Source organism: Kitasatospora sp. NPDC001664 (genome assembly GCF_053596675.1).
The window spans coordinates 1-18,123 of the sequence record NZ_JBSFGS010000057.1 but is presented as its reverse complement, the minus strand read 5'-3'; the positions used below and the strand labels follow the sequence as shown (position 1 = coordinate 18,123).

Here is an 18,123-nt window from a genome sequence, read left to right as displayed (position 1 = left end):
TGCTGGCCACCAAGTTCACCCAGGGCGCCTGGCTGGCCGTCCTGGCCGCCGCCGCGCTCTGGATGATGATGCGCGGCATCCGCCGCCACTACGACAGCGTGGCGGCCGAGCTGACGGTCGAGGACCCGCGGGCGGAGTCGGGGCGGCCCTCCAAGGTGCACGCCATCGTGCTGGTCTCCAAGCTGCACAAGCCCACCCTGCGCGCCCTCAGCTACGCACAGGCCTTCCGGCCGGACACCCTGGAAGCGCTGACGGTGGAGGTGGAGAAGGAGTCCACCGACGAACTGCGAGCCCAGTGGGACGCGTTCGGCATCGAGGTGCCGCTGAAGGCGCTCAACTCGCCGTACCGGGAGATCACCAAGCCGGTGACCGCCTACGTCCGCTCGGTCCGCCGGACCAGTCCCCGGGACGCCGTGGCGGTCTTCATCCCCGAGTACGTGGTCGGTCACTGGTGGGAGACCCTGCTGCACAACCAGTCCGCCCTCTGGCTGAAGAGCCGCCTGCTCTTCACCCCCGGCGTCATGGTCATCAGCGTCCCCTGGCAACTCTCCTCCGCCCCGCGGGCCGACCGCCCGGCTCGCCGGGCACCCGGCTCCGTCCGCCGAGGCGAACCGGCCAAGGCCGAGGACGTCCAAGCGTCGGAGAAGATCTGACACACCGTCGGGCCCCGGGACAGGCAGCGCCGTCCCGGGGCCCGACACGTTCCGGCCAAGGGCCGGTCTCGTCTGTATGAAGCGGATATCAAGAGCGCGTCAATGTAGCCGATTCATCCGTATGGAGGGCGTCAGGGCGCCTTAACCCGCGCAGACCGGCTGGTTTGCTGTGCGAGCCGGTCTGCCACCGGTGCCGTGAGGAGCCGATCAGGCCATCCGCGGCCAGGTCCTGAACCACTCTGGTGGAGCCCATGTCCGATCTGATCTACGTCGGTGTCACGGTCGCCGTGTTCGCCGTCATCGCCCTCATCGCACGGGGGGTGGAGAAGCTGTGAGCGCCGAGAACATCGCTGGTCTCATCGTCGCCGTCGCGCTCGTCGGCTACCTCATCGTGGCGTTGATCTACCCGGAGAAGTTCTGACCATGAGCTCCACTCTCGCGGGCTGGTTGCAGGCCCTCGCCCTCGTCGGCGCACTGGCCCTGTGCCACCGCCCCCTTGGCGACTACATCGCCAAGCTCCTCACCACCGCCAAGCACCTCAGAGTCGAACGCGGCATCTACAAGGTGATCGGCGTCGACCCGGAGGCGGACCAGCGCTGGCCCGTCTACCTGCGCTCGGTGCTGGCCTTCTCGGCCGTCTCGGTGCTCTTCCTCTATGCCCTGATCCGCCTTCAGACGCACCTGCTCCTCAGCCTCGGGGTCCCCGAGATGGAGGCGCACCAGGCCTGGAACACCGCGATCTCCTTCACCACCAACACCAACTGGCAGTCCTACAGCGGCGAGTCCGCGATGGGCCACCTGGTGCAGATGGCCGGCCTCGCGGTGCAGAACTTCGTCTCCGCCGCCGTCGGCATCGCCGTCGTCGCCACCCTGATCCGCGGCTTCACGCGGAACAAGACCGACCGCGTCGGCAACTTCTGGGTCGACCTCACCCGGATCAACCTGCGCCTGCTGCTGCCGCTCGCCTTCGTGTTCGCCCTCGTCCTGGTCGCCAACGGCGTGGTGCAGAACTTCCACGGCTTCCACGACGTGGCCGCCCTGACCGGGGGTCAGCAGTCGGTCCCGGGTGGGCCGGTGGCCTCGCAGGAGGTCATCAAGGAGCTGGGCACCAACGGCGGCGGCTTCTTCAACGCCAACTCCGCCCACCCGTTCGAGAACCCGAACGGCTTCAGCAACCTGCTGGAGGTCTTCCTGCTGCTGCTGATCCCCTTCGCCCTGCCGCGCACCTTCGGCAGGATGGTCGGCGACAACCGTCAGGGCTACGCGATCCTCTCGGTGATGGCGATCTTCTGGATCGCCTCCACCGCGCTGATCACCTTCTTCGAGTTCCAGCACTCCGGCCTCGCCTCGCAGGCCGCCGGCGCCGGGATGGAGGGCAAGGAGCAGCGCTTCGGCATAGCGGCCAGCTCGTTGTTCGCCGCCTCCACCACGCTGACCTCGACCGGTGCGGTGAACTCCTTCCACGACTCGTACTCGCCGTTCGGCGGCGGTCTGACGATCTTCAACATGATGCTCGGTGAGATCGCGCCCGGCGGTACCGGTTCCGGCCTGTACGGGATGCTGATCCTGGCGATCGTGGCGGTCTTCGTGGCGGGTCTGATGGTCGGGCGCACCCCCGAGTACCTGGGCAAGAAGCTCGGCGGGCGGGAGATGAAGTTCGCCTCCCTCTACATCCTCACCACCCCGACCCTGGTGCTGGTCGGCACCGGTGTCGCGATGGCCCTGCCCGACCAGCGCGCCGGGATGCTCAACTCCGGGGCGCACGGCTTCTCCGAGGTGCTGTACGCCTTCACCTCGGCTTCGAACAACAACGGCTCGGCGTTCGCGGGCATCACCGTGAACACCACCTGGTACGACACCGCGCTCGGTCTGTGCATGGTGCTCGGCCGGTTCCTGCCGATGGTGTTCGTGCTGGCCCTGGCCGGTGCGCTGGCCAAGCAGCAGCCCGTCCCCGCCACCCCGGGCACCCTGCCCACCCACAAGCCGCTGTTCGTGGGCCTGCTGTCGGGCGTCGTCCTGATCGTCGTCGGCCTCACCTACTTCCCGGCCCTGGCTCTCGGGCCGATCGCGGAAGGTCTCCACTGATGTCGTCCACCCTTACCCCCACTCCCGCTCCGGCCGGGCAGCCGCAGGCTCCGCACAGAGTCTCCGCCGGTCTGCTCGACCCGAAGCTGATCGCCGCCTCGCTGCCGGACGCGGTGAAGAAGCTCGACCCGCGCGTCATGGTCAAGAACCCGGTCATGTTCGTGGTCGAGGTCGGTTCGGTGGTCACCACCGTCGCCGCGATCGCGGACCCGTCCGTCTTCGCCTGGGCCATCACCGTCTGGCTCTGGCTCACCACCATCTTCGCCAACCTCGCAGAGGCCGTCGCCGAGGGCCGGGGCAAGGCCCAGGCCGACACCCTGCGCCGCACCAAGACCGAGACCATGGCCCGACGCCTCGTCAACTGGCCGGGGAGCCAGGCCGAGGAGGAGGTGCCCGGCACCGCGCTCCAGCTCGGCGACCACGTGGTGGTCGAGGCCGGGCAGGTGATCCCGGGCGACGGCGACGTGGTCGAGGGCGTCGCCAGCGTGGACGAGTCGGCCATCACCGGCGAGTCCGCCCCCGTGATCCGCGAGTCGGGCGGTGACCGTTCCGCGGTGACCGGCGGCACCAAGGTGCTCTCCGACCGGATCGTGGTGAAGATCGCCTCGGAGCCCGGCAAGTCGTTCATCGACCGGATGATCGCGCTGGTCGAGGGTGCCGCCCGGCAGAAGACGCCGAACGAGATCGCGCTCAACATCCTGCTGGCCTCGCTGACGATCGTCTTCCTGATCGCGGTGGTCACCCTGCAGCCGATGGCCACCTACGCGGGCGCCCCGCAGTCGATGATCGTGTTGGTGGCCCTGGTGGTCGCCCTGATCCCGACCACCATCGGCGCGCTGCTCTCCGCGATCGGCATCGCCGGCATGGACCGGCTGGTGCAGCGGAACGTGCTGGCGATGTCCGGCCGGGCCGTCGAGGCGGCCGGCGACGTCAACACCCTGCTGCTCGACAAGACCGGCACCATCACCCTCGGCAACCGCCAGGCCGCCGAGTTCCTCTCCGCCACCGGGGTCTCCACGGACGAGCTGGCCGACGCGGCCCAGCTCTCCTCGCTGGCGGACGAGACTCCCGAGGGCCGCTCGATCGTGGTGCTCGCCAAGACCGACTACGGTCTGCGGGCCCGCGCCCAGGGCGAGTTGGCGCATGCCACCTGGGTCCCGTTCACCGCCCAGACCCGGATGTCGGGTGTAGACCTCGACGAGGCCGACGGCGTCCACTCGGTCCGCAAGGGCGCCTCCGGCTCCGTCGCCCAGTGGGTGACCGACAACGGCGGCACCGTCGGCACCGACGTGACCGACCTCGTCCAGCAGATCTCGGCCGCAGGTGGCACCCCGCTGCTGGTCGCGTCCAGGATCGGCTCCGCCCCTGCTCGCGCCCTGGGGGTCATCCACCTCAAGGACGTGGTCAAGGAGGGCATGCGGGAGCGCTTCGACGAGCTGCGCCGGATGGGCATCAAGACCATCATGATCACCGGCGACAACCCGCTGACCGCCAAGGCGATCGCGGAGGAGGCGGGCGTGGACGACTTCCTCGCCGAGGCCACCCCCGAGGACAAGATGGCGCTGATCAAGAAGGAGCAGGCGGGCGGCAAGCTGGTCGCGATGACCGGCGACGGCACCAACGACGCCCCCGCGCTGGCCCAGGCCGACGTCGGCGTCGCGATGAACACCGGCACCATGGCGGCCAAGGAGGCCGGCAACATGGTGGACCTGGACTCCAACCCCACCAAGCTGATCGAGATCGTCGAGATCGGCAAGCAACTCCTCATCACCCGCGGCTCGTTGACCACCTTCTCGATCGCCAACGACGTGGCCAAGTACTTCGCGATCATCCCCGCGATGTTCGCCACCGTCTACCCCGGCCTCGACAAGCTCAACATCATGGACCTGCACAGCCCGCAGTCCGCCATCACCTCGGCCATCATCTTCAACGCCCTGGTCATCATCGGGCTCATCCCGCTGGCCCTGCGCGGCGTCAAGTACCGTCCCTCCGACGCCAGTTCGCTGCTGCGCCGGAACATCGGGATCTACGGCCTCGGCGGTCTGGTGGTGCCGTTCATCGGCATCAAGCTGATCGACCTGGTCGTCCAGTTCATCCCCGGCCTGAGCTGAAAACGGAGGAAAGAGCAATCATGTCCAAGCCCCTGCCCGCCTCCGTGCGCAACCACTGGACCGCGCTGCGGATGCTGCTGGTGATGACCGTGATCCTCGGCATCGCCTACCCGCTGGCCGTCACCGGCATCAGCCAACTCGCCTTCGCCGACAAGGCGAACGGATCGATCGTCAAGTCGGACGGGAAGGAGGTCGGCTCCAGCCTGCTGGGCCAGACCTTCGACCTCCCCAAGAAGGCCGCCCCTTCTGATTCGACCACGGGCGACGACGCGGACGAGGCCGCCCAGCCGGACCCGAAGTGGTTCCAGCCCCGCCCCGCCGCCTACCCCTACGACCCGAAGAGCTCCGGCGCCTCCAACCTCGGCCCCAACAGCGACAAGCTGCTCAAGGACATCGAGGACCGCCGCGCCGCGGTCGCCGCCTTCGACGGCGTCGACCCGTCCACCGTCCCGGTGGACGCGCTGACCACCTCGGGCTCCGGCCTCGACCCGCACATCTCCAAGGCCTACGCCCAGCAGCAGGTGGCCCGGGTCGCCAAGGAGCGCAAGCTCTCCGCGGACACCCTGAACAAGCTGATCGACAAGTACACCGAGGGCCCCACTCTCGGCTTCCTCGGCCAGGAGGGCGTCAACGTCGTCCTGCTCAACAAGGCGATCAGCGAGCAGAAGTGACCCCATCTCAGAGTTCTGACTAGCCGAACCGGCCCGGACGCGGGAAGTACACCCGCGTCCGGGCCGGTTCGCCCGCGTTCCCCGACCGTCGACCTCGCAGGAAAGAGCAGCGCCCATGCCCCGCGACCTCACTCCCGGCACCGCGCACCGACGCGGCCGGCTGAGGGTCTACCTCGGTTCCGCCCCCGGTGTCGGCAAGACGTACCGGATGCTGGACGAGGCCCGCAGACGCCAGGAACGCGGTGCGGACGTGGTGGTGGGCTACATCGAGTGCCACGGCCGCCGGCACACCGAGAACATGCTGCAGGGCCTGGACGTCATGCCCAGGGTCCAACGGACCTACCGGGGAACCGAGTTCACCGAGATGGACCTCGACGCCGTACTGGAACGCGGTCCTTCGGTGGTGCTGGTGGACGAGCTCGCCCACACCAACATCCCCGGTGGGCGGCACGCCAAGCGCTGGGAGGACGTCGAGGAGATCCTGACCGCCGGGATCGACGTCATCACCACCGTCAACATCCAGCACCTCGAATCCCTCAACGACGTCGTCCAGAAGATCACCGGCATCCCCCAGCGGGAGACCGTCCCGGACGAGGTGGTGCGCCGGGCGGACCAGATCGAGCTGGTCGACATGGCCCCGCAGGCGCTGCGCCGCCGGATGGCCCACGGCAACGTCTACAAGGCCGAGAAGGTGGACGCCGCGCTCTCCAACTACTTCCGGGTCGGCAACCTCACCGCCCTTCGGGAGCTCGCCCTGCTCTGGGTGGCCGGGCGGGTCGACGAGGGCCTGCGCGACTATCGCGCGACCCACAACATCGACCGGGTCTGGGAGACCCGCGAGCGCGTCGTCGTGGCCCTGACCGGCGGCCCCGAAGGGCAGACGCTGATCCGGCGCGCCGCCCGGATCGCCGACCGCACCGCCGGGGGTGAGCTGCTGGCCGTGCACATCTCCCGCAGCGACGGCCTGGCCGGTGCCTCACCGGGTGCGCTGGCCGAACAGCGCCACCTGGTGGAGACCCTGGGCGGCAGCTACCACGTGGTGGTCGGCGACGACATCCCCACCGCGCTGCTGGCCTTCGCCCGGGCCCACGACGCCACCCAGCTGGTGCTGGGCACCAGCCGCCGCGGCCGGGTCAACCGCTTCCTCACCGGCCCCGGCATCGGCGAGACCACCGTGGACGCCTCCGAGGACATCGACGTCCACATGGTCACCCACGAGTTCAGCGGGCGCGGCCGGCTGCCTTCGCTCGGCCGACGCCACTCCCACCGGCGCACGGTGGCCGGCTACACCGCGGGACTCGTCCTGCCGGTCCTGCTCACCGTTCTGCTCTCGTACACCTCGCTGAACCTCACCACCGACGCGCTGATCTTCCAACTCGGCGTGGTGGCGGTCGCGTTGCTCGGCGGGGCGGTCTCCGCCCTGCTCGCCTCGGTGGTCGCCTCCCTGCTGCTGAACTACTACTTCATCCCACCCGTCCACACCTTCACCATCACCGAACCCAACAACGTCATCGCCCTCGCGGTCTTCGCCGCCGTGGCCCTCACCGTCTCCACCGTGGTCGACCGCGCCGCCCGCCTCACCACCCGCGCCGCCCGCGCCACCGCCGAGGCCGAGACCCTCTCCACCCTGGCCGGCAGCGTGCTGCGCGGCGCCGACGCGCTGCCCGCCCTGCTGGAGAAGTGCCGCACCGCCTTCGGCATGGACACCGTCGCCCTGCTGGAGCGCACCACCGGTGACGTCCTGGCACGCAGCGACTCCCACAGCCAACCGGCCGAGGGCAGCGAGACGACCGAAGTCCCGGTCGCCGAAAGTGCCCTGCTCGTCCTGACGGGCCGTCGGCTGCCCGCCGCCGACCAGCGCGTCCTCACCGCCTTCGCCGCCCACGTCGGCGCCGCCCTGGAGCGCGACCGCCTCGCCACCGCCGCCGCCGAGGTCGAACCCATCAAGGCCGCCGACAAGATGCGCACCGCCCTGCTCGCCGCCGTCAGCCACGACCTGCGCACCCCGCTCGCCGCCGCCCTCGCCTCGGTCGGCTCACTGCGCAGCCCCGACGTCGAGTTCTCCGAGGAGGACACCGCCGAACTCCTCGCCACCGCCGACGAATCCCTCCTCAAGCTGACCCGCCTGGTCGACAACCTGCTCGACATGAGCCGCCTCCAGGCCGGCGCCCTCACCCTGCACCTCGCCCCCACCCACCTCGACGAGGTCCTCCCGCGCGCCGTCGACTCCCTCGCCGACCCCGACGCCCCCGTCCAACCCTGGGGTCTCACCGACGCTCCGCCCGTGCTCGCCGACCCCCCGCTGCTGGAGCGCGTGCTGGCCAACGTCATCACCAACGCCCTGCGCCACAACGCCCCCGGCGCCCCCGTCCTGGTCACCGCCTCCACCCACGCCGGACGGGTCGAGATCCGCGTCGTCGACCGCGGCCCCGGCATCCCGCCCGAGGACCGCGACCGCGTCTTCCTCCCCTTCCAACGCCTCGGCGACACCGACAACACCACCGGCACCGGCCTCGGCCTCGCCCTCTCCCGCGGCCTCGCCGAGGCGATGAACGGCACCCTCGACGTCGAGGACACCCCCGGCGGCGGCACCACCATGCTGCTCACCCTCCCCGCCGCCGGACCCGAATCCGACCCTGACACCGATCCGCAGGAGGCGGCACCGTGAGCCAGATCCTGGTCGTCGACGACGAACCTCAGATCCTGCGCGCACTGAAGATCAACCTGCACGCCCGCCGGTACGCGGTCCGCACCGCCGCGACCGGTGCGGAGGCCCTCGACCTGGCGGGGCGTCAGATGCCGGAAGCGGTCCTGCTCGACCTCGGCCTGCCCGACATCGACGGCATCGACATCATCCGCGGCCTGCGGGCCGGAAGCACGGTGCCGATCATCGTGCTCTCCGGCCGGGCCGACCCCGCCGAGAAGGTCCGCGCCCTGGACGCGGGCGCCGACGACTACCTCACCAAACCCTTCGTCATGGACGAGCTCCTCGCCCGGCTGCGCGCGGTGATGCGCCGCCCGGCCATCGGACAGCCACCCAAGGCCACCGTGGGCACCCACGTGGTCGATGTCGCGGCGGCGACCGTCACCGGCCCCGAAGGGCCCGTCCGGCTCACCCCGACCGAGTGGAAGATCCTGACCATCCTGCTGGCCAGGCCGGGCCGCCTGGTCCCCGGCCGGGAGATCCTGCGCGAGGTCTGGGGCCCCGACCAGGAACACCGCTCGAACTACCTGCGGGTCTACTTCGCGGGCCTGCGCCAGAAGCTGGAGCCCGACCCCGCCCGCCCCCGCCACCTGGTCACCGAACCGGGCATCGGTTACCGCTACGAACCCTGAACGCCCGGAGGTCGAGGCCTGGTGGCGAAGGCGGAGGGGGCGGAGACGCTTCGGCTGCGGGTGAGGCCGTGGGGGTAGGAGTCGCGCAGTGCGCGGTCGACGGTGGTCGCGAGCTCGACGTCGAGGGCGAGCAGGGCTCGGCTCCGCTGCACGCCGACGTCGGCCGGCGGGCCCGGCTGGGTGACGTCGGCGATCAGCAGCGGGACCTTGAGGCTGGTGGCGAGCGCAGACCGGCCGGGATCAGATCCAGCCCTGTTCGCGGGCCTTCAGAGCGGCCTGGAAGCGGCTGTCCGCTCCCAGACGGCGCATCAGGTCCGCGATGCGGCTGCGGTAGGTGCGGACCGAGATGCCGAGGGCCCGTGCTCCGGTTTCGTCCTTGCCGGCGCCGGCCATGGTCCGCAGCACGTCGCGGTCGGTGGCGGTCGGCCGTGGCGCCAGCAGGGGACGAGCGCACTCCCAGTGCTGTTCGAAGAGGTCCAGCAGCTGTGCCACCAGGCCGGGGTGACGCACGATCAGGGCGGCGGCGGTGATGTCGCGCGGGTCGGCGGCGACCAGGGCGGTGGTCCGGTCGAAGAGCACGATCCGGCCCAGCGGGCGGTCGGTGGCGCGCACCGCCGCGCCCAGTCCGGTGAGGTCGCCGGCGTGGGCGCGGACCCGCTCGTCGTCGAGTGCCGCGGTGTGCAGGACGGTGCGCATCCGCAGGCCGCGGCGGAGGTGTCTGCGGTTGGAAGCACTGACGGTGTCGAGGGCGGCGGTGATGATCGGCCCGGGGTGGGTGGTCAGGCACTCGTCGTGGGCGGAGAAGGCGAGGGCGTCGATGCGGTCCAGGATCTGCTCGAGGCCCTCGATGCGCTCGACGTCACGTTCGGGAGCGCGCCGGTCCGGCAGGAGGCTCCCCATCAGCGAATGTGCTGCGGCGATCTGCCGGATCTGGGACTGCAGTCGCACGAGGCGGCGCTGGCTGAGGTGGTCGAAGACGGTGTGCGGATCGGTGCCGTGGAAGGTGTCCTGGCCTCGGCGGGTCACCACGCCGAGGTGCTGGAGTCGTTCCAGCACCTGGTGGGCGGTGTCGAGGGGGAGACCGCAGGCGGACGCGACCTCGGGCGCCGCGATGCCGGGAGCGCGGAGCAGTGTGCGGTAGACGCGCTCGTCGTGGGCGTGCAGGCCCAGGACCGCGAGGGCGTTGTCGTTCATCGGCTGTTCCAGGATGGGCTGGCGAGGGGCGTCGGCTGTGGCGGTGGGATTCAGGTCCCCGGCAGGTGGGCGAAGAGCACGGGTGCGGCGAGGACGGCTGTCGTCGCCGCGATCGTCAGAGGCAGGGCCAGGGCGGCCGCGCGCAGCCGCTCGGTTCGGGCACGGCCGCTCTGGAGGGCGGTGGCGGCGGCGCAGCCGAGGCCGAGCGCGAGGGCGAAGGAGGGTTCCTGGCGGTGCAGGGCGGGTTCGGCGAGGAAGAGGGCGGAAGCGGCGGCGGTGGTCGCGGTGGTGCGGGCGGGGGTGGTGGCGGCGCGGGCGGCGGTGGCGGCGAGGGCTCCCGCGGCGGCGGCCAGCACGATGAGCCAGACCACGGCAGGCCAGGAGAGGGTGCTCCGCCCGGTCAGGGTGTCCGGTGCGAGGTAGCAGGTGGCGGCGGTGGCCAGGCAGCGGGCGCCGAAGGCCGCGCCGGTGCCCCGCGCGGCACGGTGGTTTCGTGCGGTGAGGCCGACGAGCAGCAGCCACATCATGCACCACGGTGCGAGGGGCCTGGTGATGGGGCCTAGGTGGGACAGGGTTTGGGAGAGGAAGCCGATCGTCGCGAAGGTGGCCGGGCCCGAGACGAGCCAGCGGCCGGCGGGCGGCTCGGCCGCAGTGGTGTGGCCTGCGGTCATCGGGGTGAGCCGACCGCTGCGGACGGAGTGTGATCGGGAGCGACGCAGGGGCACGGGGGGCTCCGGGGCGGGAGGGTGCGAGTGGAAGGAGGGCGCCGGCCGGGTCCGCAGCCCGGTGGCTGCGCGCCCGGGTCCGGCTGACGGGAGGGCGGTCAGTGGCCGGTCGGCGACCGCCCTCCCGTCACCTGGCACCCGCCGGACGGGGCGGGTGCCAGGAACTGTGGTGCGGGTGTGAGGGGTTCAGTCGCCGAGGGCCAACCAGCACAGGGTGGCGACGCCGAGGGCCGTGTTGACGGCGATGAGCGCGGCCGTCCACGCCGTGCCCGAACGGCCCTCGCCCTCGCGTCGGGTGACGATCGATCCGGTCACCACCACGATGTCCAGTACGGCCAAGCAGGCCAGGAGCTCTCGCATGCCGGGGCTCAGCAGATGTAGGTGGAGACGAGGGCGGAGACACCGGAGCCCACCGCGAGTGCGGAGGACAGCGCTCCTGCGGCTTCGGCGGAGATCGCGATGCCGACCACCGTGATGCCGCCGGCCAGTGCCGCCGCTCCGAAGACCGCCGCTCCGATGGCGGACACGGCGGACATGGCCGCGACGTGGCAGAACCCGCGCGGCTCGGGGCCGGTGTCGCCCCGCAGGACCAGGGTGCCGTCGACGTTGTCCAGGTACACCGTGACCCCGGCCGACGCGTGGACCAGGGTGGACCGGCCCGGTTCCAGCCGGTCGCGGGCCGCTTCGACGGCAGCCAGTATCTGCTGGGTGACGGCTCGCTGAGTGGGGTCGGCCTGGGCCACGGCAATGGTTTCGGGATCGCGGTGGGGCGCGGTGGCGGCCGAGGCGGTGCCGGCGGCGGCCAGAAGCATGGAGCAGGCGATGGTCGCGGCGACCGTGACCGAGAACGGCCGGGACAATCGAGAATTCATTTCTTCCCTCCGATGGGTTATTTCCGGTTCAGGCGGCGAGGAGCAGGCCCCGGACGGGGCGATTCAAATCTATCCGCCACCGCAGGGCAAGCCGGGCGGATTTGGTGCAGGTTCCTGCGCGCCTCGCTGCATCTTCCTGAATTGCGACCGGTGATTGCCGTGGCCCTGGTGCATGCGAATGGCCCGGGGCGTGCGTGCCTAGCGGAATTCCAGGAGTCACTCGGCCTGCTTCGCCTTCTTGGGCCGCCGACGCCGGGCCGGCGTGGCGGCCTCCACCGGAGTGGCGCCGCGCTGACGCGCCAAGGCGATCTTGCCTCCGGGACTTTGGCACACATGACGGCAATGCGAAAGCGGTCTTTCCGGTGTCCGTGGAAATCAGGACCTAAGTCCCGCGACCTCGGACCGTTGGTCCTTCTTCCGAGGGTCGGCATTCGGCTGCTGGTGTTGAATCCACCCCCCATAGGTCATCTCTATGGGGGGATAGGCCGGTAATGCCTACCCGGGCAGATCCACGGAGTGAAGGGTGAGGTCGGAAAGAAATGCTGTTCCGTGAAGACCGGGGCCGGCAGGCCCCTCATGTAGGAGACGACCTCGCAAGTGAAGTGGAAACGCACAAACCGAACGGCCACCGTTGTGCTCGCGACCGGGTTGCTGGCCGGAGGCGGCTTCGCACCAGCAGCGGCCACCGCGGCGGACGGTCGCCCGAAGGGGCCGACCGAGGCGGCGGCAGGAACCCTCATCACGACCGTCGAGCTCACCGAGAACGACTACATCCGCCTCAGTGGCGAGAAGGACGACGGCGCACCCGGTGGCCTGGTGAAGGTGACCACCTCGGACGGCAGCACGTTCCTTGTGTACTGCCTCGACGCCAGGAGCGATCTGCGAACGGGATCGCTCTACCGGGAGACGGCCCCGTCCGCCGTGCCCACGCTGAAGGGCAACTCCGATGCGGGGAAGGTCAACTGGATCCTCCAGCACGGCTATCCGAACGTCACCGAGGGCGAGCTCGGCGAGCTGGTCGGCGGCACGCTGTCCAAGAACGCGGCGGCCGGCGCGACCCAGGCCGCCATCTGGCGCATCACCAACCACGTCACGGGCGTGCCGTGGGACTCCGCGGGGGCCGAACTCGCCGACTACCTGGCCTCCCACGCCGTCGACGCTCCGGAACCGGCGGCCCCGCTCTCCCTCGCCCCCGACACCGTGACCGGAAGGGCCGGGGAGGTGCTCGGCCCGATGGTGATCGCCTCCACCGGCGACGAGGTCCACGCCTCCCTCGACCCGGCCGCAGTCAAGGCCGGCGCCGCACTGACCGACCGGACGGGCAGGGTCCTCTCCGACGGCGAGGGCCGACTGACCCACCCCGCCGGCAACGGTGAGCAGCTGTTCGTGAAGGCCCCGGCCGACGCCGAGGCGGGCCGGGCAGGCATCACGGCAACAGCCTCCGTCCCGGCGACCAAGGGGCGAGCACTGGTCAGCCCCGACAGCCAGGACCTCCTCCTGGTACGCGGTGCCGGCCGGATCCCCGTCACCGCGACCGCGGAGGCGGGGTGGACCGCGAACGACGCCACACCACCGCCCTCCGAGAGCCCCGAAGAACCCGGCACCCCGGAGGACCCCGGCAACCCCGAGGAACCCGGCGGCAGCGGACCGGAACAGCCCGGGGGCGGAGCGAAGCCGGAACAACCGGGCAGCGATGGATCCGGATCGGTGCCGTCCCCCACCCCCACTGCGTCCGGCTCCTCCGAAATCCCCAAGCCCGACGAGACACCGAGCCGCGAAACCGACACCAAGCCGACCGGAACGACAACCGGACCGGCCGGGCCCAGCGGTACTCCCGTGGCTGACGGCGAACTCGCCCACACCGGCGCGAGTGCCGTCACCGCCGCCGCCTCGGCGGCCGTTGCTCTCGGCGTCGGCACAGCCCTGGTCCTGATCGGCCTGGCCCGGCGACGGCGCCACTGACCGCCCCGGCGCGCATGCGCCCGGTTCACACCTGAGTTGCCTGGTCAGGGCATTGCCCAGGGCCTTCACCCAAGCCGGTACGTTCGGTCCCCCGTCAAGGTGACGGGAGACCGAACGCCTGCGTGGTGGTCGAAGAACAGGGTCCGGCCGGTGTCGAGGGTCGCGATCTGCTTCATCTGCCCGTCGGTGAGCTCGAAGTCGAAGACGTCGATGTTCTGCGCCATCCGGCCGGGGTCGACGGACTTGGGGATGGTGACGATGTCGCGCTGGATCAGCCAGCGCAGCACCACCTGCGCGACCGACTTGCCGTGCGCCACGCCGATCGCGGCGAGCACGGGGTGGACGAACAGGTCGTTCCTGCCTTCGGCGAAGCCGCCCCACGCCTGGTGCTGCACCCGGTGCTCGCGCATCAGGGCGTGGTCCGCGTCGCGCTGGTAGAAGGGGTGGGTCTCGATCTGGTTGACCTGCGGGGCGGTCTCGTTGTTGAGGATCAGGTCCAGGAGGCGGTCGGGGTGGAAGTTGGCGACGCCGATCGCCCGGGTCAGGCCCTCGCGCTGGGCCGTCTCCATGGCGCGCCACTGGCCGTAGACGTCGCCGTAGGGCTGGTGCATCAGGTACAGGTCGACGTGGTCCAGGCCGAGCTTGGCCAGGGAGGTGTCCAGGGCGCGGCGGGTGTTGTCCTGGGCGGGGGAGTCCTGGACCCACAGCTTGGTGGTGATGAACAGGTCCCTGCGGTCGATACCGCTGTTCTTGATCGCGTGGCCGACGGCTTCCTCGTTGCCGTAGGCGGCGGCGGTGTCCAGCAGCCGGTAGCCGGCCGCGAGGGCGTCGGTGACGGCCTGCTCGGTCCGGTCTGCGGGGATCTGGTAGACGCCGAAGCCGAGGACCGGCATCCGGACGCCGTTGTTCAGGGTGACGTGCTGCACGGTGGTGATCCCTCTTCGTTCGAGCGCGTGGTGAGTCCGTCCGGCCGGGGCCCGGGGAAGGGCGCTCCCAGCGTGGCCCGCATCCGTGGCCGCCGCCCGGTGGCGACGAGGCCCGAGCGGTCGGGATGCTGCTTCCGGGCGGTGGGCCCGCACTCCGGGGCCGCAGCGCCGTCCCGGCCCGCCCGCCAACCCGTCCGCCCCGGGCTGCGCAACCTCGTCCAGATGATCAGCGGCGTCCCCGCCCACCTCCGCAACGCCCGCCTCGACCTCCTGGCCGCCAGCACCCTCGCCCGCGCCCTGTTCGCCCCCGTCTTCGACAGCCCCGCCCGCCCGGCGAACGCCGCCCGCTTCACCTTCCTCGACCCCGGCGCCACCGCGTCCTACCCCGACTGGGACACCGTCGCCGACCAGAACGTCGCCACCCTGCGCGCCGAAGCCGGCCGTACCCCCACGACAAGGCCCTCTCCGACCTGATCGGCGAACTCTCCACCCGCGGTGGCGACGCCTTCCGCCGGCGGTGGGCCCGCCACGACGTCCGCCACCACCGCGCCGGCGCCAAGCGCATCCACCACCCCCTCGTCGGCGACCTCACCTTCAGCTACGAGACCACCCGGCTCACCGCCGACGACGGCCTCCACCTCATCCTCTGCGCCGTCCCACCCGGCAGCCGGGACGCGGAAGCCCTTGACCTCCTCGCCAGCTGGAGCACTCCAGCACCGACACCCTCCAGCACCACCAGATCCGGGTGAGCGTGACGACGGTGGCCGCCCCCGGCGACAGCTCGCCGGCCGTCGTGGGCAGTCGGTGTCTGGAAGAATCGTGCGGCCGGTGACGACGAGGAGGCACGTGTGGGGGACGATCTGCGGCCGCGGATTCCACAACTGCGGCTGGACGAACTGCTCGAGGAGTTGCAGGCGCGGATCGACGCGGCCCGCGGGACCAGGGACCGGGTGCACAGCCTCTTGGAAGCCGTGTTGTCGGTCGGCCGGGAGCTGGACCTCACCCAGGCGTTGCGGCGGATCGTGGAGGCCGCCGCCCTGCTGGTGAACGCCCGCTATGCGGCCCTGGGGATCATCAGTCCGGACGGGGAGCGGCTCTCGGAGTTCCTGACCGTCGGCATGTCGGCCGAGGAGGTGGCCGCGATCGGCCCCCACCCGACCGGGAAGGGGCTGCTGGGTGAGCTGATCAGCCACCCGGAGGCGCTGCGGCTGGGTGATCTGTCGCAGCATCAGGCGTCCTACGGGTTCCCGGCGAACCATCCGCCGATGAAGACCTTCCTCGGCGTGCCGGTCCGGGTCCGGGAGAAGGTGTTCGGGAACCTCTACCTGACCGACAAGCGGGGCGGCGAGGAGTTCGACGCCGACGACGAGTCGGTGATCGCGACGCTGGCCGTGGCGGCGGGGGTGGCGATCGACAACGCGCGGCTGTACGAGGAGGCGCAGCGCCAGCAGCAGTGGCTCAGCGCGAGTGCGGAGATCACCCGCAGTCTGTTGTCGGGCAGTCCGCGCACCCAGGTGGTGGAGTTGATCGCGCAGCGGGCCCGGGAGATCACCGGTGCGGAGCTGGCGGACATCGTCCTGCCGGAGGCCGACGGGGAGACGCTGAGGGTCGAACTCGCGCTGGGCGGGGACGTGGGGAAGAGGACCGGCCTGGTCGTGCCGCGGGAGGGCACGCTCTCCGGTGCGGCGCTCACGCAGGGGGCTCCGGTCAGCACCTTCGACGTCGTCGCCGATCCGCGCCTGGTGGACGATCCGCGGCGGACGGAGCGGTTGGGCCCGGCCGTCGCGGTCCCGCTGGGGCGGACCGGAGGGCACATCGACGGTGTCCTGGTGTTGGCGCGCCGTGCTGGGGAGGCGGCGTTCACCGAGCAGGAGACCGGACCGCTGCTGGGTTTCGCGGACCAGGCCGCGCTCGGGCTGGAGTTGGCGTCCCGCCGCCGGGACGCCGAGCAGTTGGCGATGCTGGAGGACCGGGACCGGATCGCCCGGGACCTGCACGACCTGGCGATCCAGCGGCTGTTCGCCACCGGGATGACCCTGCAGAGCGCGGCGCGCTTCATCGACCATCCCGGGGCGTCGGACCGGGTGATGCGCGCGGTGGGGGACCTGGACGAGACGATCAAGATCATTCGCTCGACGATCTTCGGACTGCGGGCCCGGGAGGACAGGGCGGAAGGCGGTCTGCGGGCCCGGGCGGTGAAGGTGGTCGAGGAGGCTCAGGCGGCACTGGGGTTCGCGCCCCGGCTGAGCATGGAAGGTCTGCTGGACACCGATGTCCCCACGGCCGTGGCCGACCACGTGGTGGCGGTCCTGGGCGAGGCGTTGAGCAACGCCGTACGGCACGCGAACGCCGGACGGGTCGAGGTGGTGCTGCAGGCGACGGGTACGCAGGTCGTGCTGACGGTGCAGGACGACGGCGTGGGGATTCCCGAGCAGGGAAGGCGCAGCGGCCTCCGGAACCTCGCGGAGCGGGCCGAGGGCTTGGGCGGCACGCTCGAGCTCGCCGTTCCGCCGGGCGGAGGCGCGAGGTTGGTGTGGTCGGCACCGCTCGGTGGTTGAACAGCCCTACAAAACAGCGGAGTCAAGGAGGTCGGCCTCACCTGGCGCAGCTCGGTGAGGCAGCCAGGAGGCGTCCGGTCACCAGCTCCGCGTGGATCAGGACGGTGACCTGTTCGTGCTGCCGGGCCGGGGCGAGGTCGTCCGGTGCCGGGCCGTCGGTGACCTCGGCCCTGCCGAGCACGGTGACTGTCCAGCCGCTGCCGTCCGACTGGCGGACCTCGCCGGCCTCGAAGGCCACCAGGGAGCCGGAGATGGCGCGGACCAGATCGGACCCGGCGGCGGCGCGCAGCAGCACACCGCCGCTGCCCAGGCGGTAGCGGGTCGGCAGCACGGCGGGCAGGGCGCCGACCGTGTAGACGACTCGGCCGACCGCCGCCGTGTCGAGCAGGCGCAGGCACTCCGCCTCGTCGAGCGGCACGGGATCGGCTGGTGCTGGGATCTGATCGGGCTTCATGTCATCGATGTTCGCTCGGGGCGGCCCCCCTGGTGAGGGGCCGATGGTCCCCGAGGGTCCGCCGGACGGTCCCGGAGCGGATGGGCGGTACGCGTACGTACCCGGCTGCTCAGCCGGGGCGGCCGGCCGGGTGCCGGTCCGCGCCGAGTGCCTGGGTGGCGATGACGGCTGCCTGCACGCGGCGTTCCACCCCGAGCTTGGCGAGCAGCCGGGAGATGTGGTTCTTGACGGTCTTCTCCGCGAGGTAGAGCCGCTCCCCGATCTGACGGTTGGTCAGGCCCTCGCCGATCAGGGCGAGGATCTCGTGCTCGCGGCCGGTGAGTTCGGGGAACGCCGACACCTGAGGGGTGCTGTCACCGCGCATGCGGGCCATCAGCCGCGTGGTGGCCCCGGGGTCGAGCATGGACTGCCCGGAAGCGACGGTGCGGACGGCGGACACCAGGTCGGTGCCGCTGATCTGCTTGAGGACGTACCCGGCGGCACCTGCCATGATCGAGTCGAGCAGGGCCTCCTCGTCGTCGAAGGAGGTCAGCATCAGGCACGCCAGGCCCGGCATCCGCGAGCGCAGTTCCCGGC

General features: G+C 71.2%; 16 protein-coding genes and 2 pseudogenes. 11 read left to right on the top strand and 7 right to left on the bottom strand.

Going from position 1 to position 18,123, the window contains the following annotated elements; all coding sequences use genetic code 11:
* From ACWCYY_RS39560 to ACWCYY_RS39530, 7 genes and pseudogenes are all read left to right on the top strand, one after another.
* Positions 1-653: pseudogene (locus ACWCYY_RS39560) on the top strand (DNA-binding protein); the annotation flags it as partial.
* Positions 654-984: 331 nt separating this feature from the next.
* Positions 985-1,074, top strand: a complete 90-nt coding sequence (gene kdpF, locus ACWCYY_RS39555; protein WP_345285283.1) for a K(+)-transporting ATPase subunit F — start codon at positions 985-987, stop codon at positions 1,072-1,074.
* A gap of 2 nt (positions 1,075-1,076) precedes the next feature.
* On the top strand, positions 1,077-2,738 hold the full coding sequence (gene kdpA, locus ACWCYY_RS39550; protein ID WP_345285281.1) for a potassium-transporting ATPase subunit KdpA: 1,662 nt from the start codon (positions 1,077-1,079) through the stop codon (positions 2,736-2,738).
* Positions 2,738-4,849: a potassium-transporting ATPase subunit KdpB gene (gene kdpB / locus ACWCYY_RS39545; protein ID WP_449798834.1), complete on the top strand. Its 2,112-nt coding sequence runs from the start codon at positions 2,738-2,740 to the stop codon at positions 4,847-4,849. The genes kdpA and kdpB overlap by 1 nt, the downstream gene beginning before the upstream one ends.
* 20 nt (positions 4,850-4,869) lie before the next feature.
* Positions 4,870-5,520 (top strand): K(+)-transporting ATPase subunit C, encoded by a 651-nt coding sequence (gene kdpC / locus ACWCYY_RS39540; protein ID WP_345285277.1) that lies wholly within the window; start codon positions 4,870-4,872, stop codon positions 5,518-5,520.
* A gap of 115 nt (positions 5,521-5,635) precedes the next feature.
* Complete coding sequence (locus ACWCYY_RS39535) at positions 5,636-8,188, top strand: ATP-binding protein (protein WP_449798833.1); 2,553 nt, start codon at positions 5,636-5,638, stop codon at positions 8,186-8,188.
* Positions 8,185-8,856 carry a response regulator gene (locus ACWCYY_RS39530; RefSeq protein ID WP_449798832.1) on the top strand — a complete coding sequence of 224 codons (672 nt, stop codon included), beginning with the start codon at positions 8,185-8,187 and terminating at the stop codon, positions 8,854-8,856. Before ACWCYY_RS39535 ends, ACWCYY_RS39530 begins: the two co-directional genes overlap by 4 nt.
* Before the next feature lie 240 nt (positions 8,857-9,096).
* Here the strand turns inward: ACWCYY_RS39530 and ACWCYY_RS39525 are convergent, their stop codons facing one another.
* The 4 genes from ACWCYY_RS39525 to ACWCYY_RS39510 all read right to left on the bottom strand — a co-directional run bounded on the left by ACWCYY_RS39525 (position 9,097) and on the right by ACWCYY_RS39510 (position 11,587).
* Positions 9,097-10,050 carry a helix-turn-helix domain-containing protein gene (locus tag ACWCYY_RS39525; protein ID WP_449798831.1) on the bottom strand — a complete coding sequence of 318 codons (954 nt, stop codon included), beginning with the start codon at positions 10,048-10,050 and terminating at the stop codon, positions 9,097-9,099.
* Positions 10,051-10,100: 50 nt separating this feature from the next.
* A complete protein-coding gene (locus tag ACWCYY_RS39520) occupies positions 10,101-10,721 on the bottom strand; it encodes a hypothetical protein (protein ID WP_345285267.1) in 621 nt (206 codons plus the stop codon).
* Positions 10,722-10,961: 240 nt separating this feature from the next.
* Positions 10,962-11,135 (bottom strand): hypothetical protein, encoded by a 174-nt coding sequence (locus ACWCYY_RS39515; protein WP_345285265.1) that lies wholly within the window; start codon positions 11,133-11,135, stop codon positions 10,962-10,964.
* Positions 11,136-11,143: 8 nt separating this feature from the next.
* On the bottom strand, positions 11,144-11,587 hold the full coding sequence (locus ACWCYY_RS39510) for a hypothetical protein (RefSeq protein WP_345285263.1): 444 nt from the start codon (positions 11,585-11,587) through the stop codon (positions 11,144-11,146).
* Here ACWCYY_RS39510 and ACWCYY_RS39505 point away from each other — a divergent pair.
* Entirely contained in the window at positions 11,586-11,801 is a 216-nt protein-coding gene (locus ACWCYY_RS39505; RefSeq protein ID WP_449798830.1) for a hypothetical protein, read from the top strand. The genes ACWCYY_RS39510 and ACWCYY_RS39505 overlap by 2 nt on opposite strands.
* A 479-nt stretch (positions 11,802-12,280) precedes the next feature.
* Positions 12,281-13,609, top strand: coding sequence for a thioester domain-containing protein (locus tag ACWCYY_RS39500; RefSeq protein WP_345285259.1), 1,329 nt, complete (start codon positions 12,281-12,283; stop codon positions 13,607-13,609).
* A gap of 65 nt (positions 13,610-13,674) precedes the next feature.
* Here ACWCYY_RS39500 and ACWCYY_RS39495 read toward each other — a convergent pair whose 3' ends face one another.
* Positions 13,675-14,535: an aldo/keto reductase gene (locus ACWCYY_RS39495; protein WP_449798829.1), complete on the bottom strand. Its 861-nt coding sequence runs from the start codon at positions 14,533-14,535 to the stop codon at positions 13,675-13,677.
* A gap of 222 nt (positions 14,536-14,757) precedes the next feature.
* Here ACWCYY_RS39495 and ACWCYY_RS39490 point away from each other — a divergent pair.
* Together ACWCYY_RS39490 and ACWCYY_RS39485 are read left to right on the top strand one after the other, a co-directional pair.
* A pseudogene (locus tag ACWCYY_RS39490) lies at positions 14,758-15,284 on the top strand (MmyB family transcriptional regulator).
* A 99-nt stretch (positions 15,285-15,383) separates the two neighbouring features.
* Positions 15,384-17,093: a sensor histidine kinase gene (locus ACWCYY_RS39485; RefSeq protein WP_345285253.1), complete on the top strand. Its 1,710-nt coding sequence runs from the start codon at positions 15,384-15,386 to the stop codon at positions 17,091-17,093.
* A 37-nt stretch (positions 17,094-17,130) separates the two neighbouring features.
* Here the strand turns inward: ACWCYY_RS39485 and ACWCYY_RS39480 are convergent, their stop codons facing one another.
* Together ACWCYY_RS39480 and ACWCYY_RS39475 are read right to left on the bottom strand one after the other, a co-directional pair.
* Entirely contained in the window at positions 17,131-17,547 is a 417-nt protein-coding gene (locus ACWCYY_RS39480; RefSeq protein ID WP_449798828.1) for a pyridoxamine 5'-phosphate oxidase family protein, read from the bottom strand.
* Between the two features lie 109 nt (positions 17,548-17,656).
* On the bottom strand, positions 17,657-18,123 hold a 467-nt coding region (locus tag ACWCYY_RS39475), incomplete at its 5' end, for a LuxR C-terminal-related transcriptional regulator (RefSeq protein WP_449798827.1).

Bases quoted from the DNA above. Each gene is read 5' to 3' on its own strand.
- kdpA (WP_345285281.1), top strand. From the start codon at position 1,077: ATGAGCTCCACTCTCGCGGGCTGGTTGCAGGCCCTCGCCCTCGTCGGC.
- kdpB (WP_449798834.1), top strand. From the start codon at position 2,738: ATGTCGTCCACCCTTACCCCCACTCCCGCTCCGGCCGGGCAGCCGCAG.
- kdpC (WP_345285277.1), top strand. From the start codon at position 4,870: ATGTCCAAGCCCCTGCCCGCCTCCGTGCGCAACCACTGGACCGCGCTG.
- ACWCYY_RS39535 (WP_449798833.1), top strand. From the start codon at position 5,636: ATGCCCCGCGACCTCACTCCCGGCACCGCGCACCGACGCGGCCGGCTG.
- ACWCYY_RS39525 (WP_449798831.1), bottom strand. From the start codon at position 10,050: ATGAACGACAACGCCCTCGCGGTCCTGGGCCTGCACGCCCACGACGAG.
- ACWCYY_RS39520 (WP_345285267.1), bottom strand. From the start codon at position 10,721: ATGACCGCAGGCCACACCACTGCGGCCGAGCCGCCCGCCGGCCGCTGG.
- ACWCYY_RS39515 (WP_345285265.1), bottom strand. From the start codon at position 11,135: ATGCGAGAGCTCCTGGCCTGCTTGGCCGTACTGGACATCGTGGTGGTG.
- ACWCYY_RS39505 (WP_449798830.1), top strand. From the start codon at position 11,586: ATGGAGCAGGCGATGGTCGCGGCGACCGTGACCGAGAACGGCCGGGAC.
- ACWCYY_RS39510 (WP_345285263.1), bottom strand. From the start codon at position 11,587: ATGCTTCTGGCCGCCGCCGGCACCGCCTCGGCCGCCACCGCGCCCCAC.
- ACWCYY_RS39480 (WP_449798828.1), bottom strand. From the start codon at position 17,547: ATGAAGCCCGATCAGATCCCAGCACCAGCCGATCCCGTGCCGCTCGAC.